Genomic DNA, 22,658 nt, shown 5'->3' with positions numbered 1-22,658 from the left:
GCATGGCAGCGCACCCGACCGACCGGCTCGGTTTCCTCCTCTCCTTCCGGGGCGAGCTGACGAGCGCGCGCATCCGCTCCGCCCTCGGTGTCGCCGGGCTGCACCCGCGCAACGCGATGACCCTCATGCGGCTCGCCCCCGCGCCGATGAGCCAGCGCGAGCTCGCCGCCGCGATGGAGGTCGACCCCAGCCAACTGGTCGCGATCCTCAACGAGCTGGAGTCCGAGGGGCTGGCCGAGCGCCGCCGCGACCCGGCCGACCGGCGCCGGCACATCGTCGAGATCACCCCGGCCGGCGCCGCCGCGCTCGACCGCATCGACCAGGCCGTCGGCGAGGCCGAGCGCGAGCTCTTCGCCGATCTGACCGAGACCGAGAAGACCCTGCTCCGCGGCCTCCTGGACCGCGTCGTGGTCGACCCCGCCGCCCACGAGTGCGGCGAGTAGCGAAGAGACGCGAGAACGCCGCCCACGAGTGCGGCGAGCAGCGAAGAGACGCGAGTAGCGAAGAGACACGAGAACGCCGCCCCGCCGGCGATGAGTTCTCCCCCCGGACGCCGTCTACCCCCGTGAGAGCACCCACGGAGGAGAGAACGATGACCGAGCCCACCACCCGCACCCTGGAGACCACCGGCGCGACCCTGCGCTACGACGTCCGCCCCGGCACCGGCGCGGACCCGCGCCCGCTGCTGCTCATCGGCTCCCCCATGGACGCGACCGGATTCACCTCGCTCGCCTCCCGCTTCACCGACCGCACCGTCGTCACCTACGACCCGCGCGGCGTCGGCCGCAGCGAGACCGCCGCGGACACCCCGCTGGAGATCCGGCCGGAGGACCACGCCGACGACCTGGCCCGGCTGATCGAGGACCTGGCCGCGGGCCCGGTCGACGTCTTCGCCAGCAGCGGCGGCGCCGTCAACGCGCTGGCCCTGGTGGCCCGTCGCCCCGAGCTCGTGCACACGCTCGTCGCCCACGAGCCGCCCGTCGCCGGACTCGTCCCCGACGGCGCCGAGGCCCTGGCCGCCTGCGCGGACGTCCACGCCACCTACCAGCGGGACGGCTGGGGCGCCGGCATGGCCAAGTTCATCGCGCTCACCGGCCACCAGGGCCCCGTCCCGGCGGACTGGGCCGGCCTGCCGGTCCCGCCGCCGGAGACCTTCGGCCTGCCCGCCGAGGACGACGGCCGTCGCGACGACCCGCTCCTCGGCCGGAACATGCGCGGCTGCACCTCCTACGTCCCCGACACCGAGGCCCTCAAGGCCGCGGCCGGCACCACCCGGATCGTCGTCGCCGCGGGCGAGGAGTCCCGGCAGGAGCTCGCTGCCCGCGCCGCCGCCGCGCTCGCCGACCGCCTCGGCACCCCGATCGCCGTCTTCCCCAGCCACCACGGAGGCTTCCTGGGCGGCGAGTTCGGACAGCACGGGGCGCCGGAGGAGTTCGCGAAGGCCCTGCGGACGGTCCTGGAGGGCTGACCCCGGCGGGGCGCGGTCACGTGCCGCCGGCCGCCGCCTTCACGGCGGCGGCCGCGTCCACGTTGCCGAGCCCCAGCTTCAGGTTGTTCGCCGGGTTCACCGCCGTGTCCCGGATCGTCCGCATGATCTCGGTCGGGCTCAGGCCCTGCTGGTGCAGGAGGGCGGCCACGGCGGAGACGTACGGCGAGGCCATCGAGGTGCCGGAGAGCTTCCCGTACCCGGTGGTGTTCTTCAGGGTCTCCTTCGCCGTGTAGGTCGGCAGGGTGGAGAGGATGTCCACGCCGGGCGCCGCCACCGCGTTCTGCGCGCCGAAGTTGGTGAACGTCGCCGGCTGCCCGTTCGCGTCGGCGGCGTTGACCACGAGGACCGGGGTGTCCACCTCGTAGGGCTGGAGCACGGTCGCGTCGTTGCCGGCCGCGGCGACCACGACCGCCCCCTTGCTGTTGGCCACCGAGATCGCGTCGTTGAGCACGCCGCCCTTGAGCAGCCGGGCCATCAGGCCGGACTCGCCGAGGGAGAGGTTGATGACGTCGGCGCCGTGCTGGGCGGCCCAGACGATCCCCTTGGTGATGTTCGCGTCGCTGCCGCTGCCGTCGGCGCCCAGCACCCGTACCGGCATGATCTTGGCCCCGCGCGCGCCGCCCGCGATCCCCAGGCCGTTGTCGGTGTGGGCGGCGGCGATCCCGGAGACATGGGTGCCGTGCCCGTTGAGGTCCTTCGGGTCGTCGTCGCCGTCCACGAAGTCGTAGCCGTCCACGAGCCGCCCCTTGAGGTCCGGGTGGCCGGGGTCCACACCGGTGTCGACGACGGCGATGACCGTGTCGTCGCCCTTGGTCGTGTTCCAGGCGTCGGGCAGCTTCAGCGCGTCGAGGGCCCACTGCTGGCTCCGCAGCGGGTCGGGCTCGTCGTCGCTGCCGCAGCCGGTGGCGAGGGCGGCGGTGAGGGCGGCGAGGGCGGTGAAGGCGGCGGCGGACCGACGGCGCATGAAGACTCCCCAATCGACGGCATACGTCAGCATGTGTCGCATGTGTCACTAATATGCCCGATTCAACAACCGGCCGTTCGGGTCCGCATCCGGAGCGGGACCGGGCCCGAGGGCTGTCCGTGAATCGCATTGTTCTAGTAGAGTGCGAACAAGGGAGGTTTTCATGACCACTGCTCCGCTCTCCGCCGCACTCCGCGCCCCGGCCCGGCTCCGCGCCCTCGCCGCGCTCCCGTTCCTGCTCGCCGTCGCTGTCTACCTGCCGCTGCTCGCCGTCTGGTCCGACCGGCTGCCCGACCCGCTCGCCACCCACTTCTCCACCGGAGGCCAGGCCGACGGCTACACCGGCCGGACCGCCTTCGCCCTCGCCGGCACGGCGCTGCTGCTCGCCCTCGGCGCCGGCTGGGCCGCCTTCGTCCACCGGAACGCGCTGTGGGGCGCCTGGCTGACCGCCGGCCTGCTCGGCACGCTGCTCTGCCTCGTCGTCGGCGACAACCTCGACGCGACCGACCCCGCCCGGGTCGTCTCGCCGCTCTCCCGCCTGGCCGTCGCGGCCGGCGCCGGAGCCGTCCTCGCCCTCGCCGGACACGCCCTCTCCCGGCTCGTGCCGGAGGAGCGCCCCGACGGCTCGGGCCGCCCCGACCCGGACGCGCCCCGGCTCGACCTCGGCGCCGGCGAGGTCGCCGGCTGGTCCCGCGCCACCGCCTCCGCCCCGCTCACCGCGCTCGGCCTGCTCCTCCTCGCCGCCGGCGCCGTCGCCGCGCTCCTCGGACCCTGGCCGCTGCTCCCGCTCGGCGTCCTCATCGGCCTCCCCGGCCTGGCCCTCGCCCGCGTCCGCGTCAACGTCGACCGGCACGGCCTCACCGTCCGCTCGACGCTCACCCCCCGCCCCCGCGTCCACCTGCCGCTCGCCGACATCACCGGCGCCGAGTCCCGGGACGTCGCCGCGCTCCGCGAGTTCGGCGGCTGGGGCTACCGGGTCCGCGCGGGCCGCAGCGGGGTGATCCTCCGCTCCGGCGAGGCCCTGGTGGTCCGGCGCGGGAACGGACGCGAGTTCGCCGTCACCGTGCCCGACGCCCGGACCGCCGCCGCCCTCCTCAACACCCTCGTCGAACGCCGTGGAAGGCTCTGACCGTGCTCTTCCGTGTCGACCCCGCCTCCTCCGCCCCGCTCGGCGACCAGATCGCCGCCTGCGTCCGGGGCGCCCTCGCCGACGGCACCGCCGTGCCCGGCGAGCGGCTCCCGGCCGCCCGGGAACTCGCCGACTCCCTCGGCGTCAACGTCCACACCGTCCTCCGCGGCTACCAGCGGCTCCGCGAGGAGGGCCTCATCGAACTCCGGCGCGGCCGCGGCGCCCTCATCGTCCCCGGCGCCACCGCCCCCGACCGCGCCCGCCTCGTCACCCGGCTCCGCGAGGCCGCCGCCGAGGCCCGCGAACTGGGCCTCACCGACGAGGAGTTCCTCGACCTGGCCCGCGCGGGCCTCCAGTAGCCGCAGGAGGGGCCGCGCCGTCAGCGGCCGCTCCTGGGGCCGCTTCAGGAGCCGCCGCTCTGTCGGCCGCTACCCCAACACGCGGACCGGCGCACCCGCCAGGTACGCCTCCACGTCCTCCACCGCCTGCCCGAAGTAGCGGCCGTAGTTCGCCTCGGAGACGTACCCGAGGTGGGGGAGCGCGAGGACGTTCGGGAGGGTACGCAGCGGGTCGCCGGCCGGCAGCGGCTCGGTCTCGTACACGTCGAGCCCGGCCCCCGCGAACCAGCGCTCGCGCAGCGCCCGCAGCAGCGCCGTACCGTCCACGAGCCCGGCCCGCGAGGTGTTCACCAGGTACGCGGAAGGCCGCATCGCCCGCAGCTCCGGCTCGCCGACGATGGCCCGGGTGCGGTCGGAGAGCACCAGGTGCAGCGAGACCACGTCGCTCGCGGCGAACAGCTCGGCCTTGTCCTTCGCCAGCCGGACGCCCCCGCCGTGCGCGGCGACCCGCTCCTCCGTCAGGTTCGGGCTCCAGGCGAGGACGTCCATGCCGAAGGCGCGGCCCACGGCCGCGACCCGGGCGCCGATCTTCCCCAGGCCCAGCAGGCCCAGGGTGCGGCCGGCCAGGTCGCCGCCGACCGTGGACTGCCAGGGGCCGCCCTCGCGCACCGCCCGCGCCTCGGTCGTGACGTGCCGGACGAGCCCCAGGATCAGCGCCCAGGTGAGCTCGGCGGGAGGCTCGGAACCGCTGGCCGTGCCGCAGACGGTGATCCCGCGCTCCCGGCAGGCCGCCAGGTCGATCGAGGCGTTCCGCATCCCCGAGGTGACGACCAGCCGCAGCCGGGGGAGCCGTGCGAGCAGGGCGGCGTCCAGCGGGGTCCGCTCCCGCATGACGACCAGGATCTCGCAGTCGCCGACGGCGGCGACCAGGGCGTCCCGGTCCGTCAGGTGCTCGCGCAGCACCCGTACCTCCACCCGCCCGCGGAGCGGACTCCAGTCGGCGGAGGACAGGGCGGCGCCCTGGTAGTCGTCGAGCACGGCACAGCGCGGCAGAGCGGCCGGGGAAGTCGCCGTGGAAGACGCCGTGGAAGGGGCGGGGGTCTGCGGAGAGGGCGGAACGGACGCGGTCATACGGGCATGATCGCCGATCGTGAGCGCGTACGGCGAGCCCCGGCGCACTCACCCGTCCGGCCCCGCCCGGCGCGCCGACCTCCGGCCCCGCGGCCACATTGGCCCCATGGGAGCACCAGGAGGCGGGACCGACGACGAACTCACCACGCTGCGGGCGCGGGTCGCGGCCCTGGAGGCGTCGTCCGCGGGGGCCGCGCCACGGCGGGAACACCACCGCCTCCGGTCCTTCTTCTCCGGGCTCCTCGTCGTCATCGGCTGCGTCCTCGTGCCGCTGGGCCTGGTCGCCGCCTGGACCGCGGACCTCCTCGGCGACACCGACCGGTACGTGCAGACCGTGACCCCGCTCGCCTCCGACCCGGACGTGCAGGCGGCGGTCGCGAACCGGGTGACCGGCGCCGTGATGGAGCACGTCGACCTCCCGGCGCTCCTCGAAGGAGTGGCCCCCGACCAGCGGCCGCTGGTCGAGAAGGCGCTGGGGAAGCTCGGCGGCTCGCTGGAGAGCGCGCTCTCCAGCTTCGTCCACGACCGGGCGCAGGACGTCGTCGCCTCCCCCGCCTTCGAGACGATCTGGACCGACGCCAACCGCGCCATCCACACCTCCCTCGACCGGGCCCTGACCGGCGACGAGGACGGGGCGGTGAAGATCGAGACGGACAGCGTGACGATCGACCTGGCGCCCGTCATCGAGCGGGTGAAGGAACGTCTCGTCGACGGCGGCCTCACGGTCGCCTCCAACATCCCCGAGATCCACACGGACTTCACGGTGCTGCGCTCCGACGACATCGGGAAGGCCAAGACCGGTTTCGCGCTGCTCCAGTCGCTGGGCCTGTGGCTGCCCGTGATCGCGGTGCTGTGCGTGGCCGGCGGTGTGCTGCTCGCCGTGCGCAGGCGCCGGGCGCTGGTCGCCGCGGCCCTGGGCTTCGCGGTGGCGGCCCTGGTCCTCGGGATCGCCCTGACCGTCTTCCGTACGGTCTACCTCAACGCGTTGCCCGCCTCGGTCTCCCCGGCGGCGGCCGGCACGGTCTACGACACCCTGATCCGCTTCCTCCGCACCTCGGTCCGGGTCTGCGCGGTCCTCGGCGTGCTCGTCGCGCTGGCCGCGTGGCTGTCCGGGCCGAGCCGCCCGGCCGTCCTGGTCCGGGGGCTGTGGCGCTCGGGCATCGCCGCCACCCGCTCGACGGCGGACCGGGCGGGGATGCGGCTGGGCCCCGTCGGCGGCTTCGTCCACCGCTTCCGGCTCTGGATCGTGTGGATCCTGGTGGCGGGCGCCGCGCTCGCCTTCGTCCTGTGGCCGCACCCGACCGGCTGGGTCGTGATCGGCCTGGCCCTGGCCCTCCTCTTCGCCCTGGCGGTGACGGACTTCCTGGCGGCGACGGACGTCGCGGCGGAGGGAGGGGACGGAGAGGGGGGCGGGGGCGGGGACGGAGTCGAGGCCGGGGAGAAGCGGGGCCCGGCCCCGGGCCGGGCCGGGGACGCCTAGGGGAGCCGGGCGGCGAGGCCGTCGAGGAGCGCGGAGAGCCCGAACGCGAAGGTGTCGTCGGGCGCCTCGGCGTACGCGGCGGCGGCCGTGTCCATGGCCTCGATACGGCTCATGAGGCGGGGGAACCCGGCGGCGGCCTCGGCGGCCTCCTTCATGGTCGCGGCGAAGACCTCCTCGGGGTCGCGGCCCTCCCGCTGGATCTTGCGGGTGAGGGCGGCGGTGGCGGAGGCGCCGGCCGCGTTGCCGAGGACGTACGTGAACACGGCGCCTGCCGCCCGGTCGGCCGCGCCGCCGGTGAAGCCCGCCGCCTCGTAGACGGCGAGGGTGTGGTCGTCGTGCCGGGCCTTGGCCTCGCCGTGGAAGAGGTGGGTGGCGAGGGCCTGCACGAGCCACGGGTGGCGGGTGAACACGGCGTACAGGTCGTCGGCCATGGCGGTGGCGGCGGTGCGCCAGTCGACGGCGGCGAGGTCGGGCAGCCGGATCTCCGCCCAGACGCGGTCGCCGGCGAGGGCGACCAGGTCGTCCTTGTTCTTGACGTGCCAGTAGACGGCGGTGGCGGCGGAGTTCAGGCGCTGCCCGAGGGCGCGCATGTTGAGTCCTTCCAGGCCGTCCTCGTCGAGGAGTTCGACGGCGGTGGTGACGATCTGGTCGCGGGTGAGGGCGGGGCGGGGCATGGCTTCACGATAGGTCACCGGGGCGGGGATTGCACTTAGTTCAAGGGGGCGGGACGCAAGCACCCGGCATGTGGTGCCCGTCGCCCTGTACTTAGTTCAAGAACACTCTTGCACTTAGTTCAACTCCGCCCCTATGGTTCTGGTGTCGCCACTTGAACAAAGTGCAAGTGGCCCTGGAGCAGAGACCGAGGACCCCATGAACACGCCCGCCGTCATCGCCGCCGTCGCCCAGATCGCCGTCGCCCTCGCCTTCCTGAGCATCCCCCTCCTGCGTCACCGCTTCGGCCCCGCCGCCAAGGCCGCCGCCGTCACCGAACTGCGGCGGCAGGGCGTCCGCCCCGAGGTCCTGGAGGAGAACGGGCTCCGCTTCGACGCGAGCGGCCACGAGTGGTGGGCCCCCGGCTCCTTCGCCGCCGTCAACCTCGCCGTCGCCGCGCTCAACCTGGCGGGCAACTCCTGGGGCACCACGCTGACCTGGGTCTTCTCCTCGATCGCCTTCCTCGCGAACATCGCGATCCTGCACAGCCAGCTCGGCGCCGCGAAGTCCGTCACCGCCGCCTTCCGCCGCAAGGGCGACCCCGAGCTGGTCCGGATCGACGTCCCCGCCTTCCTCAAGGCCGCCGAGGGCGCCTTCCCGGCCTGGACCCGCACGCTGCAGAACGTGCGGCACGCGTTCGTCTTCGCCGGCTCCGCGCTCGCCGTCACGGCGGTCACCCTCATCTGACCCCGGCCCGCCCGACTCGGCTCGGACTCAGGCCCCCCGGTTCGCGCCCGACTCCGGTCAGGATTCGAGAAGCGGACCCGCACCCCGCCAACTAGCGTGATCCACATGGACATCACCATCCACACCACCGTCCTCCCGCACGAGGACCCCGACGCCTCCCTCGCCTTCTTCCGCGACGTCCTCGGCTTCGAGGTCCGCAGCGACGTCGGCCAGGGGAAGATGCGCTGGATCGCCGTCGGACCCGCGGGACAGCCCGGCACCTCGATCCTCCTCGCCCCGCCGGCCGTCGACCCGGGCATCACCGAGGACGAGCGCCGCACCATCACCGAGATGATGGCCAAGGGCACGTACGGCTGGATCCTCCTCGCCACGCCGGACCTCGACGCCGTCTTCGCGAAGGTCTCCGCCGGAGACACCGAGGTCGTCCAGGAGCCGACCCGCCAGCCGTACGGCGTCCGCGACTGCGCCTTCCGCGACCCGGCCGGCAACCTGATCCGCATCCAGGAACTCGGCTGAACACCAGGACGGGGGGACCGACATGTGCCAGCCCGCATGGGCCGCGGCCCGGACCGAGGCGATACGCCTCCGGGCGCTGAAGGACCTGCGCAGGATCCGTGACCGCATCGGCCGCGAGTACACCCGCCCGCTCGACGTACCGGCCCTGGCCCGGTCGGCGGGCCTCACCGCGGAGACCCTGCACCGCACGTTCACCCGGGCGTACGGCGCCACTCCGCACGCCTACGTCACCGCGCTCCGCGCCGGCCGGGGGATCAGTTTCGGAGAAGCGTCCGGAAACGCCGGAACCTAGCCTGGAAAACACCGCGGGAAGCCACGGCGAGCCGCGAAGAAGCCACGAAGCAGCCGCGAAGAAGCCACGACGAGGGGACGAGTGACGACCATGGCCACCACCAAGACCACCAAGACCACCAAGACCGCCGGAACCACCAAGACCACCAAGCCCGCCACGACCGCCAAGTCCTACGACGGATTCACGGAGGACGAGCGGGAGGCGATGAAGGAGCGCGCGAAGGAGCTGAAGGCCGGCAAGGGCCGCTCACCCCGCGCCAAGGCCGACGGCGAGGCCGACCTCCTCGCCAAGATCGCCGAGATGCCCGACGAGGACCGCGTCCTGGCCGAGGGCGTGCACGCCCTGGTCAAGAAGGTCGCCCCCGGGCTCACCGCCAAGACCTGGTACGGCATGCCCGCCTACGCCAGGGACGGCAAGGTCGTCGTCTTCTTCCAGAGCGCCGCCAAGTTCAAGGCCCGCTACGCCACCCTCGGCTTCAACGACGCCGCCACCCTCGACGACGGCGACATGTGGCCCACCTCCTTCGCGCTCACCACCCTCACCCCCGCCGTCGAGGCCCGCATCGCGGCCCTCGTCGAGAAGGCCGCGGGCGACGCCTGAGCGGCAGGGGCCTCACGCGGCCCGCATCCCGGCGCGGTGGTCCGCGTACCGGGGGGTCCAGGAGAGCTCGCGGGTGGCCTTCGCGTGCGAGACGCGGAGGTGGGTGTCGAGCATGAGGGAGCCGAGGTAGGGGACGGCGAGCCGGAGCAGCCCGCCCGGCAGACGGAGCCGGGAGCCGCGGGCGGCGGCCAGCTCGCCCCAGGTCGACGGCCGGTCGTCGACGATGTTGTACGCCTCGCCCGCCCGGCCCCGCGCGAGGGCCGCGACCGTCGCCTCGGCCGCGTCCTCGACGTGGACCCAGGACATCGTGCCGCCGCCGCCCATCGGGACGGGGAACGGGCGGCTGCCGGGCGTCGGGTCGAACCAGGTGCCGGGACCGTAGAAGACGCCGTACCGCAGCGCCGTACCCGCCACGTGGTCCGCGGCGAACACCCGGCCCTCCGCCTCGACCAGACCCGTGATCACATGGTCCGCGACCGTCCCGGTCCGGACGCCGAACGGGTCCTCCTCGGTGACCGGCCGCGTGCCGTGGTCGCGGTAGCCGTACCCCAGGACCAGCGACTGGGTGACGAACCGGGCCGCCCCGAGCACGCCCGCCGCCTCCAGCAGGTGCGCCGTGCCGCGCTCCCGCAGCACATTGCTCGGATCGTCCGCGGTGAGCCGCAGCTTCGGCGCCTTGAGCGCGGTCAGCTGGTGGACCACCGCGTCGGCGGACAGCCCGTCCAGCGCCCGCAGCAGCCCCTCCCGGTCGAGCGCGTCCGCCCGCACGGGCGCCGCCCCCAGCCCCCGCACCACGCCCGCCGCCCCCTCCGAACGCGCCAGCGCCAGCACCTCGTGCCCGTCCCGCACCAGCGCCCGGGTCAACGGCCGCCCGATGGCACCGGTCGCACCGGCAAGCAGGATCCTCATGATCGACACCCTCCTGATGGCTTTACAGAAAAGGTTGCCGAGCCCCCCGATCCGTGACACCCCACCCCACCCCCACACGGTGACGCCCGTCACACCGTCCTTGTGAGCGTGTGACCGGCCCCTCCGAGAGCCGTCACCTCCTCCGCGGCCGGGTGATCAGCCACGTCCCGCCGATCACAAGGAGCGCGAAGCCCATATGGGCGAGTCCCCACGCCCCGATGAGCAGCAGCCGGTCGCGCAGCGGGAAGTCCCCGGTCAGCGTCACCTGGAGTGAGCCGACGGCGAAGGCGATCACGGAGGCGAAGAGCGCGACGAGCTCCACCGACCGCACGTGGTTGGCCCGGGCGCTCTCCTGGCTCTCCCGCAGCGCCTGCCCCAGCTCCTCCTTGTGGCGCCGCGCCTCCTCCTCCGCACGCGCCCACCGCTCCTGGTACCGCTCCTCCTGCTCCGCCAGCCGTCGTCGGTGGTCGGCGTCGAGCGCGGCACGGAGCCTGCCCTCCGCGATGACCTCGCGCTTGGTGAGGTACTGCTCCTGGAGCAGCCTGTGGCTCCCGCGGCTGCCGATGGCGGGCAGCAGCCGCAGTGCCGTGTCGACCTCTGCGAGCGCCGCGTCGTGGTCGCCGGTCATGTGCAGGCCGGTCGCGAGCCGGAAGTGGAACATGTGGTCGCCGGGGTGGTCGCGTACGGCTTCGGTGGCACGGTCCCGCAGCAGCTCGCCGTGACCGTCGAAGGGGGGCCGTTCAGGCAGATATCGACCACGTGCCGGGTCCGGTCGGCGGAGCGCCATGCCTGGTCGAGCAGGCCGGTGGCGTGCTCGGCAGTGATGGCCGGGCTGCCGAAGGCCGCGAAGGACCGCAGGGCGATGAAGAGCGCCGACTGCCGGTGGGCGCCGGCGGCGAGCGCCAGCAGGGAGGCGTCGAGGAACTGGTGGAGCTCGTCGAAGTGGAAGTCCGAGCGCAGTTTGCCCGCGTGGTAGAGCGTGGCGAAGTAGGCGACGTCGCCCGCGGGTGCGTCCCGGGAGACGATCTCCTCGGTGGCGCGGGAGAGTTCGAGGGGGGACTCGACGTTGTCCTTGGTGATGAACGCGTACCCGAGCGCCCATTTCTCCAGCACCTCGGTCCGCGCCTCGCGTGCCACTCGCGTGCCCAGCCAGGCCGCGCAGGCCGCGGCGGTGAGGATGGTGGGTCGCTCCAGGAAGCGGAGCCGCCAGTAGCGGTCGGCGCAGATCAGATACGGATCGGTGGCGAAGTCCGCGGAGTTGACGTCGAAGGGCGGCTCCACGTCGTCCCGCCGGAGCGTCTCGGCGACCTCCTCGCACACCCGGTCCAGCTCCCGGGAGTCCGACGACACCACCGCGTCCAGCCTCGCCGCGTACGCCCCCGAGTCCATCCCTCTCCCCGCTCCCGTTCGACAGCCGCCCCGCTCGACAGGGGCCCCGACGTGCCTACCACGGCCTGCCGGACCATGGGGTCCATATGAGCGGATCACGTCGGGAGTGGCGGGGGGTGCCTTCTGGTCGGGGGTCACCATGCGTGACAGCATCGTCACCATGACGCGTGAAGGGTACGGGCCGGGTGGTGGGCGCGGGGGTGTCGCGCCGCGGGGGCGGGGTGTCGGGGCGGGGGTGGGGCCGTTGGTCGTCGGGGTCGAGGAGGAGTTCCTCCTGGTCGACCCCGTCAGCCGGGAGCTGAGCCCCGGCGCCGAGAAGGTCGTGGCCGAAGCCGCGCGGGAACTCGGCGACCGGGTGGGGCCGGAGCTCACGCGCTACCAGGTCGAGACCCGTACCGACCCCCACACCCGCCTGACCGACCTCGCCGACCAGCTCCGCTCCACCCGCGAGGCCCTCGCCCGGGCGGCGGTGCGGCAGGGGCTGCGCGCCGTCTCCACCGGGAGCCCCGTCCTCGCCCCGCCGGGCCCGCCGCCCCTGAGCGAGGGGGCACGGTACGCCCGCAGCGCCGCCATGTTCCGGGCGCTGGACGACGAGCAGCTCGTCTGTGCCTGTCACGTCCACATCGGCGTCCCCGACCTGGACACCGCCCTGCGGGTCAGCAACCACCTCCGCCCCTGGATCCCCCTCGTCATCGCCCTCACCGCCAACTCCCCCTACTGGGCCGGGAGGGACACCGGTTTCGCCAGCTGGCGCACCACCACCTGGGGGCGCTGGCCGGTCGCGGGCCCCCCGCCCTACTTCGAGTCGGCCGCCCACTTCGAGGACCTCGTCGCGGGTTTCCTCGCCACCGGCACCGTCATGGACCGCGGCGGTCTGTACTGGGACATCAGGCCCTCCCACCACGTTCCCACCCTGGAGATCCGCGCCGCCGACGCCACCGCCACCACGGACGACACCGTGCTCCTCGCGGGCCTCGTCAGGGCCCTCGCCGCCACCGCCCTCGCCGCCGTCCACGCCGGGGAACCGGCGCCCCGCCCCCAGCCGGAGGCGCTCAGGGCCGCGTGCTGGCACGCGGCCCGCAACGGCCTCGCCGGCGACGCCGTCGACCTGGCCACCGGCCGCCCGGCCCCCGCCCTCGCCCAGGTCGACCGGCTCCTCGCCCACCTCGGGCCCGCGCTCCGCCGGCACGGCGACGCCGAACTCGTCCACACCCTCTGGACGCGCCTGCGCGCCCACGGCAGCCGGTCCGAGGCCCAGCGCGCCGCCCACCGCCGCCGCGGCAGCCTCGGCGACGTCGTCGACCACCTCGTCTCCACCACCACCTCCACCGGAGGGGGAGGACGTCAGTAGCGGTCGGCCGCGACCAGAGGGCCGTAGTAGTGGCCCGGGATCGGGCGGAGCCCCCGCCGTGGACGCCGGACGGGAGGGGGCGCCGCCTACCGGCCGTACCGGCCGTACCGGCCGTACCGGCCGTACCGTCCAGGCCGGGCGGTGACGTCCGTGCGCGGCTGAGGCGCGGTCGAAGGGCCGGGCGTCGGAGCCGTCAGGCGCCCTCCACCGCGCGGCTGCCCGCGGACGACGGGTCCAGGAGGCCCGCACGGGCCGTGAGGTACGCCAGCTGGGCGCGGCTGTTGCTGCCGAGGAGGTCCGACGCCTTCTTGATGTGCGCGGCGACCGTCCGCGAGCTCATGCCCAGCCGGGTCGCGATGGCGGCGTCCGTGTAGCCGTCGACCATCAGCCGCAGCACGTTGAGCCGCGTCGCCTCCGTGAGGAGTTCCGGGCGCTGGTGGTCCGAGCGGTACGTGACCGGCTCGGCGCGCTCCCACGCGTGGTCTAAAACGGACGCCAGGTAGCGCACGACCGCGGTGTCCCGGATCATGACGGCGGACGTGTGGCGGGCGCCCTGGCTGTCGGGGATGAACGCCAGCGAGCGGTCGTAGATGATCAGCCGCTCGAAGACCTCGTCGATGGTGCGCACCTCGACCCCCGCCTGCGTGACGCGCTTGATGTAGTCGAGCGTCGGGCCGTGGGCCCGCACCGTGTGCTGGTACAGCGTGCGCTGGTCCACCCCGCGGTCGCGGGCCTCCAGGGCGCGCGGCAGCGCCTCCTCCAGGATCTCGGCGGGGCGCCCGCCGCCCGGCTGGGCGGTCAGCACCTCCCGCTTGCAGGACTGCGCGGCCTCCTCCAGCGCGGCGCTGATGACGGCGGGGCCGTTCAGCCGCTGGAGGGCGACGGACGTGTCCCGGCGGGTGCTCCGGTAGACGCTCTCCACCTGCGCCATCACGGTCCGCATGGAGCTCAGCGCCTGCTGCTGCTCGATGATGGCCCGCTCCACCGGGTGGGCCAGGGCCGCCGTCGCGACCTCGGGGGGGACGGGTACGAGGGTGTCGGCGGCGTCCGGCGCGGGCATCATCAGCCCCAGCGCCGTCAGACACGCGGGCGCCTCCCCCTGGGCCGAGCCGGCCGTGAGCGCCGCTTCGTAGAACGCCAGACCCTCCGGGCACACGCCGGTGTGGAGCGGCGCGGTCGACGCCTCCCCCTGGCGCGGTTTGCCCGAGTTATCAGGTATGGAGCACATTGCTTCTCCCCCCTTCATGTTTCTGCAATGCCTGATCCTGATGCCTGCGATCCCTTCACGCAACCTCCACCCCGGGGCATGCTCTTCCCAGGGAAACCAGCAAGCAGCTGGGGATTCGGAACACCAGGGGGATCAGAAGTGAAGACGATTGTTATTCCGAACGTCATGAGGGCCCTCGCCGTCGTCGCCCTCACCGCGTTCGCGATGGCCGGGATCTCCGCCGCCGAGGGGGGCGCGGACACCCGTGCCGCGGCCGGCGAGCAGATCACGACCACGGTGCTCACCGGCGCCGATGTCCAGGAGGACCAGGGCTGGGGCTGACCACCCGCCCACCGCGGCACGCCTCCTGCCGCATGTCGCCCCGCCGGGACCCCGGCGGGCGCTCTCTCACCGATCGGCAATTCACCCGGCGGCTCCGCCATGCCGATTTTCACAAGGAGATTCCATAATGACCACCGCAATTGCGGCGCCCAAGTGCCTCGTATGTGACACAGAATTCGAGGTGCAGGCCGACTGGGAAAAGGGCGAGATCACCGAATGCACCGCCTGCGGGCAGGAGCACGAGGTCCTGGAGAAGTCCGGTGACCTGGTCCGCCTGGACCTCGCGCCGGAGGTCGAGGAGGACTGGGGCGAGTGAGCCAGGACGCAGAGGTCCTCGTCTCGGCGACGATGCTGCGGCCGGACGAGAAGCTCCTTCTCCAGGCCCTGCGGGCCGAGGGACTGAAGGCGGCTCCGCTGCTCCGGGAAGACCTCGCGGGGGTGGTGGCGGGCGACACGCGCCCGCCCGGCCTCGCCCTCATCAGGAACCTTTCCCACCAGGACGCCATCGGCGTCTCCCGCCGGCTCGAACACCGCGGCGTCGCCACCCTCAACCGCGCCGCCACCATCGAGACCTGCAACGACAAGGGCCTCCAGGCCCTCACGTTCGCCCGGCACGGCATCCCGCACCCGTTCACCCTCCACGCCTTCAGCTACGACCAGGTGCGCGAGACCGTGGCCCGGATGGGGCTGCCGACCGTCGTCAAGCCCGTCAGCGGCTCCTGGGGCCGGGGCGTCACCCGGATGATCAACCCCGAGTGCGTCGACGCCTGGGTCGGCGGCCGTGAGTCCACCGACGCGGCCGGCAAGCTCTTCCCGGTCGTCGTGCAGCAGTACATCGACAAGCCGGGCCACGATCTGCGCGTGGTCGTCGTCGGCCGCACCCCGGTCGTCGCGATCCAGCGGGTCTCGCCCGACTTCCGCACCAACACCCACCTCGGCGCGGAGGTCCGCCGCACCGAGCTCACCCCGGAGATCGAGAAGCTCTGCGCCCAGGTCGTCGACGCCCTCGGCGACGGCTTCTACGGGGTCGACCTCGTCGAGGACCGCACCACCGGCGAACTGCTGGTGCTCGAAGTCAACGCCAATCCCGAATTCGCCCGCTCCTCCGCCCAGCACGGCGTCGACGTGGCCGGTCATCTCGCCGCGTACGTCATGGAGTTGCTCGGGCGCCGCGCCGTCACGCCGACCGCCGCGTAGGCCGCCGCACCGCCGTGTAGGCCGTACCGCCGCGCAGGCCGTACCGCCTCCGCCGGCTTCGCACGTCAGCCACCAGCGCCGCACCGCCGCACCGCCGCGGGCGTGACGCACCGTCATGCCCGCGGCCCGTCACGCGAGACGGAGACACCGGAGAAGACCATGGAACTGTTCGACACCGCGACCGTGCTCACCCGCGTCCTCACCTCGGGCGTCGTCATGAGCATCGAGAAGAGCGACCGGGAGCTGCCCGGCCTGGAGCGGCTGCTCACCAAGCGCACCGGCCGCGCCAGGGCGGCCCTCTTCAACAGCCGGACCGGCGCCCTCCACGGCGCCCTCGCCGGCCAGGGCCTCGGCCACGGCGACACCGTGTCCGTGCCCCACACCGACCGCGAGTCCCTCGCGTTCCTCGCCTGGCTCGGCCTGACCGCCGAGACCACCGAGACCACCGAGACCGGCGGGACCACCGAACCCGGCGGGACCCCCGCGTACGACTACGTGGAGCTCACCCAGGAGAACGCCGACCGGCTGCCCGAGCTCGCCGCCCGCGCCACCGCCCCCGTCCTGGTGGTGGACCTCACCGGCCTCGGCTTCGGCCCCGCCGCCGCCGTCCTCACCGACTCCGCCGACGTCTGGGCGCGCGCCGAGCGCCTGAAGATCTTCGGCGCCTACGACCTGCGGACCATGTGGACCCAGGAGGAGGCCGACGCGGACCTCGTGCCCGGCGTCCAGTTCAACTACCGCCTCAGCCCGCTGGTGGCCGCCTGCGCCCGCATGGCCCTCACCCACGCGGTCCGGCCGGCCGCCACTTCCGGAGCACACTCGTGATCACTGACTTCCCGGCAGCGCCGCTGCCCCTCCCGTCCGAGGCCGAACTCGACACCGAGCTCGCCGCGCTGGGCGGCGACGCCCTGATCCCCAAGGCCCTGCGCCGCACCCTCTTCCCGGTCATCACCAAGGAAGACGTGTTCAACCTGATGCTGGCCCAGCGTCAGGCCCCCCGGAAGGTCGTCGACGACTTCGCCGAGGCGTACCGCGACTACGTCGGCGCCCGGTACGCGCTGCCGACCGCGAGCGGCACCTCCAGCCTGCACATGGCGCTCGTCGGCGCCGGCGTGCGGCCCGGCGACGAGGTCATCGTCCCCGCGTTCACCTTCATCGCCACCGCCCAGGCGGTCGTCGCCGCGCACGCCGTCCCCGTCTTCGTGGACATCGACCCGGTCACGTACTGCATGGACCCGGAGGCCGCCGCCGCGGCGATCACCGACCGCACCCGCGCCCTGATGCCGGTCCACGTTCACGGCCTCCCGGCCGACGTGCCCGCCCTGCGGGCGCTCGCCGACCGGCACGGCATCGCCCTCGTCGAGGACGCCTCGCACGCCCACTCGGCGAAGATCGGCGACCAGGTCGCCGGCTCCTTCGGCGACGCCGCCGGCCAGAGCCTCATGGCCGACAAGAACTTCCCGCTCGGCGGCGAGGGCGGCATCGCCTTCTTCGCCACCGAGGAGGCATACGACCGCGCCGCCGCCTACCTGGAGCGGCACGGCATCGACTACGGCATGTCCTGGGTCGCCGCCGCGTTCGGCAGCAGCCAGCTCAAGCGGCTCCCGTACTACGACGAGATCCGCGCCCGCAACGCCGCCCTCCTCGGCGAAGCCCTGGACGGCACCGGCCTGTTCACCCCGCCGCACGTCCCGGACGGCCACACCCACGCGTACAACATGTACCGCGTCACCCTGCACCCCGAGGCCGTCGGCCTCGGCGACCTGCCCGTGCACGCCGTCAAGGAGGCCGTGCACGAACTGCTCGTCGCCGAGGGCGTGCCCGCCCGCGAGTGGCAGAACACCCCCATCCCCTGCCACCTGCCGTTCCTGCACCGCGACGGCTTCGGCAACGGCTACCCGTTCACCCTCAACCCGGGCGCCGTGCGCGACCACCGCCCCGAGGACTTCCCGGTGACGCTCGGCATGCTCGACAGCACCCTGGTCCTCTGCCGCGAACTGCGCTCCCCCGTCGAGTACGAGCGCGCCCTGCGGTACGCCGACGCCTTCCGCAAGGTGGCCCGGCGCCCCGACGCCGTCCGCAAGCTCGTCGAGGCCGGCGACTACCGCCGACCGTACGAGAAGGCGGCCCGCCTTGGCTGACAACGACCAGAAGGTACGCGTCGCCGTCATCGGCGCCAGCGGCTACACCGGCGGCGAGGTCATCCGGCTGCTCCTGGAGCACCCCGGCGTCGAACTCGCCTTCCTCTCCGCCGAGCGGAACGCGGGCGCCACCCTCGGCTCCGTCCACCCCTGGCTGCGCAACCACCCGGCCGCGGCCGGCCTCAAGTTCCGGCCGCTGGCCGAACTGGAGGAGGTGGACATCGCGTTCGGCTGCCTCCCCACCGGAGCGCTGCCCGAACGCCTCCCGCTCATCGCCGAGCGCGCCAAGCGGATCCTCAACCTCGGCGGCGACTTCCGGCTGCGCGACCAGGCCGAGGTCGAGTCGTACTACCCGAAGACCGCGAAGAACCCGCCGTTCGAGGACTTCGCCTACTACGTACCGGAGTTGAGCGGCGCCGTCCCGGAGAGCCGGTTCATCAGCCTGCCCGGCTGCATGGCCGTCACCACCATCTACGCGCTCTACCCGCTCTTCGCCGCCGGCCTGATCGACCACCGGGTCGTCGTCGACGCCAAGACCGGCTCCACCGGCGGCGGCCGCGGCAGCGGCGAACCGCCGGCCGAGCGCAGCGGCAACTTCCGGGTGCACAAGCTGTACGGCCACCGGCACGCGCCGGAGATCAGCCAGGCCATCGCCGAGTTCACCGGCGCCACCATGGACCTGCGGTTCTCCACCCACAGCCTCGACGTGGCGCGCGGCATCATGGTCACCGCCTACACCGACCTGCTCCCCGGGGTCTCGCCGCTCGACGTCAAGCGGGCCTACGCCAAGGCGTACGTCGGCAAGCCGTTCGTACGGGTCAGGACCGCGCCGAAGGCGCCGCAGGACTTCCCGATGCTGAAGGCCGTCGTCGGCTCCAACGTCGCCGAGGTCGCCATCGCCGTCCGCGACGGGCAGTGCGTCGCCGTCGCCGCGCTCGACAACCTCGTCAAGGGCGCCGCCGGCCAGGCCATCCAGGCCATGAACCTGATCTGCGGCTTCGCCGAGACCGCGGGCCTGCCCACCACGGCGGTGTCGCCGTGACCAGGCCCCTGTACGTGATCAAGGCCGGCAGCGCCACCCTCGACCTCGGCACCGTCCACCAGGAGCTCGCGCTCCTGGTGGCCCGCGGCGCCCGGGTGCTCCTGGTGGCCGGCGGGGCGACCGGCATCGAGCGGCACTACCGCGCGACCGGCCGCCCGATGCCCCGGCTGCGCCTCGCCAACGGCGACGAGGTCCGCTACTGCCCGCCGGAGGAGATGCGGCACCTGGTCGACGCGTACGAGCAGGTCACCCTGCCCGCCGTCGAGCAGGCCCTGGCCGCCCTCGGCCTGCGGGTCTTCACCTCCGTCGCGGCCCGCAACCGGCTCGTCAGCGGCCGCGCCAACCGGCCCCTGAAGGCCGTCAGCGCCGAGGGCCGGCCGGTGATCGTCCGCGACCACCGGGCCGGCGTCCCCTCGGACGTCGACACCGCCCGGCTGACCACGCTCCTCGACGCCTACGACGTCGTCTGCGTCTCCCCGCCGGTGCACGACGAGGCCGGCGGCGCCCCGCTGAACGTGGACGCCGACGTGCTCGCCGCCGCCCTCAGCAACGCCCTCGACGCCGACCACCTGCGCCTGGTCACCGGCAGCGCCGGACTCCTCACCGACCCCGAGGACCCCGCCTCCACCCTGCCCAACGCCTACCCCGGCGACGGCGCCCGGTACGCCGGCGGCAGGATGCGGCAGAAGGTGCGGGCCGCCGAGATGGCCCTCGCCGGCAGCGCCGACGTCGCCATCACCGGCCCGCACACCATGGCCGCACCGGACAAGTGGACCCGCTTCTGGCGCACCCGCGAGCCGGGCGCCGACCTCGGGCTGCTCACCAAGGTCGTCTCGGTGCCCTCGGTCTCCGGCGACGAGGCCGAACTCGCCGTCTACCTGGCCGACTGGTGCCGGGAGCGGGGCATCGACGCGGAGGTCGACGCCGCCGGCAACCTCGTCGCGACCCGCGGCGACGGCCCCCGCCGGATGCTGCTCCTCGGCCACCTCGACACGGTGCCGCACCGCTGGCCCGCCGAGTGGCGCGGCGAGGAGCTGTGGGGCCGGGGCAGCGTGGACGCCAAGGGCAGCCTCGCCAACTTCCTGGAGGTCCTCGCCCACGCGGACATCCCCGAGGACGGGCAGCTGCGCGTCGTCGGCGCCGTCGAGGAGGAGGTGTCCTCCTCCAAGGGCGCCTTCCACGCCCGCGACCACTACCCCGCCGACGCCGTCGTCATCGGCGAGCCCAGTGGCGCGGAGACCCTGACGCTCGGCTACTTCGGCCTGTTCAAGCTGCGCGTCACCGCCTCGGTGACCAGCGGCCACTCGGCCGGCATGGACGCCGTCTCCGCGCCCGACCTCCTGACGGACGTCCTCGACGACATCCGTACGGCGGTCCTCAAGGAGGCGTCCGACGCGCTCAGCGCCGTCATCGACATCCGCTGCGAGACCGGACGCGCCCGCCACCGGGCCGTCGGGATCCTCAACTTCCGGATCCCGCCCTCGGCCGACCTGGAGGCGCTGCGCGCCGCCGCCCTCGGCGCCGCCGCCGGCCGCGACGGCGTGGAGGCGGAGATCCTGCGGGCCACCCCCGGTCACGCGGGCGGCCGGTCCGGCGCGCTCGTCAAGGTCTTCACCCGCGCCTTCGCGCAGGCCGGCATCCGGCCGCGGTTCGTGGTGAAGAAGGGCACCTCCGACATGAACACCCTGGCCACGACCTGGAAGGACGTCCCCATGGTGGCGTACGGCCCGGGCGACTCGGCCCTCGACCACACCGACGAGGAGCGGATCGGCAGCATGGAGTACCGCACCGCCCGCTCGGTCCTCGCGGACGCCGTGAACCGCTGGTTCGCCCTCGGCGAGGGGAGCGCCCGATGACCACCGTGCACGACGCCCCGACGCACGCGGCCACCGCCACCGGCGCCCCGACGCACGCCGTCGCCCCGGCGCACGCGGCCACCGCCACCGGCGCCCCGGCCACTGCTACCGCCACCCCGGCCGTCGACGACGCCACGCTCGCCCTGCTCGCCGAGCGGGCCAGGGAGGCGCGGCGGCTCGTCGTCGACATGGCCGCGAGCCCGCGCGGCTGCCACCTCGGCGGCAGCCTGTCCGTCCTGGACATCCTGATCGCCGTCCTGCACCGGGCCGCCCGCGGCGACGGCACCGAGGTGGTGCTCAGCAAGGGCCACGCCGCCGCAGGACTGTACGCCGCGCTGCACGTCAGCGGCGTCCTGCCGGAGAACCCGGCCCCGCTGTACGGCCTCGCCGGGCACCCGTACACCGGGCACCCCGGGCCGAAGGTCCCCGGCGTCCGCTTCCCCACCGGCAGCCTCGGCCACGGCGTGCCGTACGCGGCCGGCTGGGCCCTGGCCCGCCGGCTCGACCACCAGGGCGGCCTCGGGATCGCGGTCGCCGGCGACGGCGAACTCCAGGAGGGCCTGGTCTGGGAGACCGTCCAGGTCGCCGCCGCCCAGCGGCTCGGCAACTTCGTCCTCGTCGTGGACCGCAACGGCGGCCAGAACGACGGGCTCGTCGCGGACATCTCCCCGCTGCCCCGGCTGGCCGAGCGCTTCGACGCCTTCGGCTTCGACACGGTCACCGTCGACGGGCACGACCTCGCCGCCCTGACCGAGGTGTTCGCCGGCGACCGCGCGGGCACCGACCGGCCGCTCGCCGTGCTCGCCGACACCGTCAAGGGCAAGGGCGTCCGCGCCGTCGAGGGCAAGGCCGCCTCGCACTACGTGACGATCGACGCGGCCCGCGCCGCGCAGTGGAAGCGAGCCATCCGATGACCCCGACGACGACCCTCGCGCCTCCGCCCGCCGCCCTGAGCGGACGGGACGCCTACCGCGCCGAGCTCACCGAACTCGCCGCCCTCGACCCCCGCATCGTCTGCCTCGAAGCGGACCTCGGCGGCAAGAACCACCCCTTCCAGCTCGCCCACCCTGACCGCTTCTTCAACCTCGGCATCGCCGAGGGCGCCATGATCGACATGGCGACCGGGCTCGCCGCCGCCGGCTACCGCCCCTTCGTCTCCACCTTCGCGCCCTTCGCCGCGCTGCGCGCCGCCGAGAGCCTCAAGCTGACGCTGGGCTACCTGAACGCCGGCGTCACCGTCGTCGCCCCGTACGCGGGAGTGTCCGGCGCCTGGTTCGGCACCACCCACCACTGCCTGGAGGACCTCGCGGTCCTGCGCAGCATCCCCGGCGTCGCCGTCGCCGCCCCGTACGGCGAGGCCGAGACCCGCGCCGTGGTCCGCGAGGCGGCCCTCACCGGCACGCCCACCTACATCCGTACCGGCCGCAACGCCGCCTACACCTCCCTCCCGGGGGCCGGTGAGGACGGCGGCCTCCCGCCCGTCGTGTGGGAGGCCCGGGGCGACGCCGACACGCCCTGCCTGGTCTCCGTCGGCGAGGAGGGCACCCGCCTCGCCCTGGCCGCGCGGCAGCGGCGCCCCGAGCTCGCCCACGCCCACCTGGTCCACCTCGACCACCCGCGGCTCGCCCGCTCCGCCGCCGAACTGGCCGGCCTGCACCGCCGGTTCGTGGTCGTCGAGGAGCACCGCGCCGAGGGCGGCGCCGCCGAGGCGCTGGCGCTGCTGCTGCCCGGCAGCGAGGTCGTCGGCGTCAACGCCGGCCACGACTGGCCCTACGAGGGCGGCGACCACCACGAGGTCCTCGCCCGGCTCGGCCTCGACGCCGACGCCGTCCTCGCGGCGGCCGCACCGCACCGCCCCACCCCCTGAAACGCGCCCACCACCCCACG

At 74.1% G+C, this 22,658-nt stretch carries 26 protein-coding genes; 19 read left to right on the top strand and 7 right to left on the bottom strand.

Going from position 1 to position 22,658, the window contains the following annotated elements; translation table 11 throughout:
- Positions 1-2: 2 nt before the first annotated feature.
- Both ACIGHB_RS09240 and ACIGHB_RS09235 read left to right on the top strand, forming a co-directional pair.
- Positions 3-443 (top strand): MarR family transcriptional regulator, encoded by a 441-nt coding sequence (locus tag ACIGHB_RS09240; RefSeq protein ID WP_360307293.1) that lies wholly within the window; start codon positions 3-5, stop codon positions 441-443.
- A gap of 149 nt (positions 444-592) precedes the next feature.
- Positions 593-1,468 carry an alpha/beta fold hydrolase gene (locus ACIGHB_RS09235; RefSeq protein ID WP_399910980.1) on the top strand — a complete coding sequence of 292 codons (876 nt, stop codon included), beginning with the start codon at positions 593-595 and terminating at the stop codon, positions 1,466-1,468.
- A gap of 16 nt (positions 1,469-1,484) precedes the next feature.
- On the opposite strand, the gene ACIGHB_RS09230 is transcribed toward ACIGHB_RS09235, so the two are convergent.
- The gene (locus ACIGHB_RS09230) at positions 1,485-2,453 is read right to left on the bottom strand and encodes a S8 family peptidase (protein ID WP_360307287.1); all 969 of its coding nucleotides are present in this window, start codon (positions 2,451-2,453) and stop codon (positions 1,485-1,487) included.
- 163 nt (positions 2,454-2,616) lie between these two features.
- On the opposite strand from ACIGHB_RS09230, the gene ACIGHB_RS09225 reads away from it, so the two are divergent.
- Positions 2,617-3,582 carry a DUF1648 domain-containing protein gene (locus ACIGHB_RS09225; protein ID WP_399910977.1) on the top strand — a complete coding sequence of 322 codons (966 nt, stop codon included), beginning with the start codon at positions 2,617-2,619 and terminating at the stop codon, positions 3,580-3,582.
- Between the two features lie 2 nt (positions 3,583-3,584).
- Complete coding sequence (locus ACIGHB_RS09220) at positions 3,585-3,941, top strand: GntR family transcriptional regulator (RefSeq protein ID WP_388876754.1); 357 nt, start codon at positions 3,585-3,587, stop codon at positions 3,939-3,941.
- Positions 3,942-4,010: 69 nt separating this feature from the next.
- Here the strand turns inward: ACIGHB_RS09220 and ACIGHB_RS09215 are convergent, their stop codons facing one another.
- On the bottom strand, positions 4,011-4,958 hold the full coding sequence (locus ACIGHB_RS09215) for a D-2-hydroxyacid dehydrogenase family protein (RefSeq protein ID WP_399911632.1): 948 nt from the start codon (positions 4,956-4,958) through the stop codon (positions 4,011-4,013).
- Between the two features lie 199 nt (positions 4,959-5,157).
- On the opposite strand from ACIGHB_RS09215, the gene ACIGHB_RS09210 reads away from it, so the two are divergent.
- Positions 5,158-6,531: a hypothetical protein gene (locus ACIGHB_RS09210; protein ID WP_399910974.1), complete on the top strand. Its 1,374-nt coding sequence runs from the start codon at positions 5,158-5,160 to the stop codon at positions 6,529-6,531.
- On the opposite strand, the gene ACIGHB_RS09205 is transcribed toward ACIGHB_RS09210, so the two are convergent.
- The gene (locus ACIGHB_RS09205) at positions 6,528-7,205 is read right to left on the bottom strand and encodes a TetR/AcrR family transcriptional regulator (protein ID WP_399910969.1); all 678 of its coding nucleotides are present in this window, start codon (positions 7,203-7,205) and stop codon (positions 6,528-6,530) included. The genes ACIGHB_RS09210 and ACIGHB_RS09205 overlap by 4 nt on opposite strands.
- A gap of 196 nt (positions 7,206-7,401) precedes the next feature.
- On the opposite strand from ACIGHB_RS09205, the gene ACIGHB_RS09200 reads away from it, so the two are divergent.
- The 4 genes from ACIGHB_RS09200 (at position 7,402) to ACIGHB_RS09185 (ending at position 9,337) form a co-directional block, all read left to right on the top strand.
- Complete coding sequence (locus ACIGHB_RS09200) at positions 7,402-7,929, top strand: hypothetical protein (RefSeq protein ID WP_360307269.1); 528 nt, start codon at positions 7,402-7,404, stop codon at positions 7,927-7,929.
- Between the two features lie 105 nt (positions 7,930-8,034).
- Positions 8,035-8,445, top strand: coding sequence for a VOC family protein (locus ACIGHB_RS09195; protein ID WP_360307266.1), 411 nt, complete (start codon positions 8,035-8,037; stop codon positions 8,443-8,445).
- Positions 8,446-8,467: 22 nt separating this feature from the next.
- Positions 8,468-8,737, top strand: coding sequence for a hypothetical protein (locus ACIGHB_RS09190; protein WP_399910966.1), 270 nt, complete (start codon positions 8,468-8,470; stop codon positions 8,735-8,737).
- Positions 8,738-8,827: 90 nt separating this feature from the next.
- Positions 8,828-9,337: an iron chaperone gene (locus tag ACIGHB_RS09185; protein WP_399910964.1), complete on the top strand. Its 510-nt coding sequence runs from the start codon at positions 8,828-8,830 to the stop codon at positions 9,335-9,337.
- A 12-nt stretch (positions 9,338-9,349) separates the two neighbouring features.
- Here the strand turns inward: ACIGHB_RS09185 and ACIGHB_RS09180 are convergent, their stop codons facing one another.
- The 3 genes from ACIGHB_RS09180 to ACIGHB_RS09170 form a co-directional block, all read right to left on the bottom strand.
- Entirely contained in the window at positions 9,350-10,246 is an 897-nt protein-coding gene (locus ACIGHB_RS09180) for an NAD(P)-dependent oxidoreductase (RefSeq protein WP_360307257.1), read from the bottom strand.
- A 133-nt stretch (positions 10,247-10,379) separates the two neighbouring features.
- Entirely contained in the window at positions 10,380-10,907 is a 528-nt protein-coding gene (locus ACIGHB_RS09175) for a hypothetical protein (protein WP_399910960.1), read from the bottom strand.
- Positions 10,871-11,635 carry a hypothetical protein gene (locus tag ACIGHB_RS09170; protein WP_399910957.1) on the bottom strand — a complete coding sequence of 255 codons (765 nt, stop codon included), beginning with the start codon at positions 11,633-11,635 and terminating at the stop codon, positions 10,871-10,873. Before ACIGHB_RS09170 ends, ACIGHB_RS09175 begins: the two co-directional genes overlap by 37 nt.
- Before the next feature lie 235 nt (positions 11,636-11,870).
- Here ACIGHB_RS09170 and ACIGHB_RS09165 point away from each other — a divergent pair, with 235 nt between their 5' ends.
- On the top strand, positions 11,871-12,986 hold the full coding sequence (locus ACIGHB_RS09165) for a glutamate--cysteine ligase (protein WP_399910955.1): 1,116 nt from the start codon (positions 11,871-11,873) through the stop codon (positions 12,984-12,986).
- A gap of 193 nt (positions 12,987-13,179) precedes the next feature.
- On the opposite strand, the gene ACIGHB_RS09160 is transcribed toward ACIGHB_RS09165, so the two are convergent.
- The gene (locus ACIGHB_RS09160; RefSeq protein ID WP_399910952.1) at positions 13,180-14,214 is read right to left on the bottom strand and encodes a LuxR C-terminal-related transcriptional regulator; all 1,035 of its coding nucleotides are present in this window, start codon (positions 14,212-14,214) and stop codon (positions 13,180-13,182) included.
- Positions 14,215-14,352: 138 nt separating this feature from the next.
- On the opposite strand from ACIGHB_RS09160, the gene ACIGHB_RS09155 reads away from it, so the two are divergent.
- The 9 genes from ACIGHB_RS09155 to ACIGHB_RS09115 all read left to right on the top strand — a co-directional run bounded on the left by ACIGHB_RS09155 (position 14,353) and on the right by ACIGHB_RS09115 (position 22,638).
- Complete coding sequence (locus ACIGHB_RS09155) at positions 14,353-14,535, top strand: hypothetical protein (RefSeq protein WP_399910949.1); 183 nt, start codon at positions 14,353-14,355, stop codon at positions 14,533-14,535.
- A complete protein-coding gene (locus ACIGHB_RS09150; protein ID WP_399910946.1) occupies positions 14,507-14,851 on the top strand; it encodes an alpha-aminoadipate/glutamate carrier protein LysW in 345 nt (114 codons plus the stop codon). The genes ACIGHB_RS09155 and ACIGHB_RS09150 overlap by 29 nt, the downstream gene beginning before the upstream one ends.
- Positions 14,848-15,732: a RimK family alpha-L-glutamate ligase gene (locus ACIGHB_RS09145; protein WP_360307239.1), complete on the top strand. Its 885-nt coding sequence runs from the start codon at positions 14,848-14,850 to the stop codon at positions 15,730-15,732. The genes ACIGHB_RS09150 and ACIGHB_RS09145 overlap by 4 nt, the downstream gene beginning before the upstream one ends.
- A gap of 159 nt (positions 15,733-15,891) precedes the next feature.
- The gene (locus tag ACIGHB_RS09140; protein WP_399910943.1) at positions 15,892-16,557 is read left to right on the top strand and encodes a degT/DnrJ/EryC1/StrS aminotransferase; all 666 of its coding nucleotides are present in this window, start codon (positions 15,892-15,894) and stop codon (positions 16,555-16,557) included.
- Positions 16,554-17,873, top strand: coding sequence for an aminotransferase class I/II-fold pyridoxal phosphate-dependent enzyme (locus ACIGHB_RS09135; protein ID WP_388876784.1), 1,320 nt, complete (start codon positions 16,554-16,556; stop codon positions 17,871-17,873). The genes ACIGHB_RS09140 and ACIGHB_RS09135 overlap by 4 nt, the downstream gene beginning before the upstream one ends.
- Positions 17,866-18,915, top strand: coding sequence for an N-acetyl-gamma-glutamyl-phosphate reductase (gene argC, locus ACIGHB_RS09130; protein ID WP_399910940.1), 1,050 nt, complete (start codon positions 17,866-17,868; stop codon positions 18,913-18,915). The genes ACIGHB_RS09135 and argC overlap by 8 nt, the downstream gene beginning before the upstream one ends.
- Positions 18,912-20,771 (top strand): M20/M25/M40 family metallo-hydrolase, encoded by a 1,860-nt coding sequence (locus ACIGHB_RS09125; protein ID WP_399910937.1) that lies wholly within the window; start codon positions 18,912-18,914, stop codon positions 20,769-20,771. Before argC ends, ACIGHB_RS09125 begins: the two co-directional genes overlap by 4 nt.
- On the top strand, positions 20,768-21,685 hold the full coding sequence (locus tag ACIGHB_RS09120) for a thiamine pyrophosphate-dependent enzyme (protein ID WP_399910934.1): 918 nt from the start codon (positions 20,768-20,770) through the stop codon (positions 21,683-21,685). Before ACIGHB_RS09125 ends, ACIGHB_RS09120 begins: the two co-directional genes overlap by 4 nt.
- The gene (locus ACIGHB_RS09115; RefSeq protein ID WP_399910932.1) at positions 21,682-22,638 is read left to right on the top strand and encodes a transketolase; all 957 of its coding nucleotides are present in this window, start codon (positions 21,682-21,684) and stop codon (positions 22,636-22,638) included. The genes ACIGHB_RS09120 and ACIGHB_RS09115 overlap by 4 nt, the downstream gene beginning before the upstream one ends.
- The last annotated feature ends 20 nt before the right edge of the window (positions 22,639-22,658 follow it).

It is taken from the genome of Streptomyces sp. NPDC085460, assembly GCF_044541975.1.
In the GTDB taxonomy this organism is placed as follows: Bacteria; Actinomycetota; Actinomycetes; order Streptomycetales; family Streptomycetaceae; genus Streptomyces.
This window is presented reverse-complemented; position numbering and strand designations above follow the sequence as displayed.

Bases quoted from the DNA above. Each gene is read 5' to 3' on its own strand.
- ACIGHB_RS09160 (WP_399910952.1), bottom strand. From the start codon at position 14,214: ATGTGCTCCATACCTGATAACTCGGGCAAACCGCGCCAGGGGGAGGCG.
- ACIGHB_RS09170 (WP_399910957.1), bottom strand. From the start codon at position 11,635: ATGGACTCGGGGGCGTACGCGGCGAGGCTGGACGCGGTGGTGTCGTCG.
- ACIGHB_RS09115 (WP_399910932.1), top strand. From the start codon at position 21,682: ATGACCCCGACGACGACCCTCGCGCCTCCGCCCGCCGCCCTGAGCGGA.
- ACIGHB_RS09195 (WP_360307266.1), top strand. From the start codon at position 8,035: ATGGACATCACCATCCACACCACCGTCCTCCCGCACGAGGACCCCGAC.
- ACIGHB_RS09210 (WP_399910974.1), top strand. From the start codon at position 5,158: ATGGGAGCACCAGGAGGCGGGACCGACGACGAACTCACCACGCTGCGG.
- ACIGHB_RS09180 (WP_360307257.1), bottom strand. From the start codon at position 10,246: ATGAGGATCCTGCTTGCCGGTGCGACCGGTGCCATCGGGCGGCCGTTG.
- ACIGHB_RS09240 (WP_360307293.1), top strand. From the start codon at position 3: ATGGCAGCGCACCCGACCGACCGGCTCGGTTTCCTCCTCTCCTTCCGG.
- ACIGHB_RS09185 (WP_399910964.1), top strand. From the start codon at position 8,828: ATGGCCACCACCAAGACCACCAAGACCACCAAGACCGCCGGAACCACC.
- ACIGHB_RS09235 (WP_399910980.1), top strand. From the start codon at position 593: ATGACCGAGCCCACCACCCGCACCCTGGAGACCACCGGCGCGACCCTG.
- ACIGHB_RS09200 (WP_360307269.1), top strand. From the start codon at position 7,402: ATGAACACGCCCGCCGTCATCGCCGCCGTCGCCCAGATCGCCGTCGCC.
- ACIGHB_RS09190 (WP_399910966.1), top strand. From the start codon at position 8,468: ATGTGCCAGCCCGCATGGGCCGCGGCCCGGACCGAGGCGATACGCCTC.
- ACIGHB_RS09140 (WP_399910943.1), top strand. From the start codon at position 15,892: ATGGAACTGTTCGACACCGCGACCGTGCTCACCCGCGTCCTCACCTCG.
- ACIGHB_RS09230 (WP_360307287.1), bottom strand. From the start codon at position 2,453: ATGCGCCGTCGGTCCGCCGCCGCCTTCACCGCCCTCGCCGCCCTCACC.
- ACIGHB_RS09175 (WP_399910960.1), bottom strand. From the start codon at position 10,907: ATGTTCCACTTCCGGCTCGCGACCGGCCTGCACATGACCGGCGACCAC.
- ACIGHB_RS09225 (WP_399910977.1), top strand. From the start codon at position 2,617: ATGACCACTGCTCCGCTCTCCGCCGCACTCCGCGCCCCGGCCCGGCTC.
- ACIGHB_RS09205 (WP_399910969.1), bottom strand. From the start codon at position 7,205: ATGCCCCGCCCCGCCCTCACCCGCGACCAGATCGTCACCACCGCCGTC.
- ACIGHB_RS09120 (WP_399910934.1), top strand. From the start codon at position 20,768: ATGACCACCGTGCACGACGCCCCGACGCACGCGGCCACCGCCACCGGC.
- ACIGHB_RS09150 (WP_399910946.1), top strand. From the start codon at position 14,507: ATGTCCAGGAGGACCAGGGCTGGGGCTGACCACCCGCCCACCGCGGCA.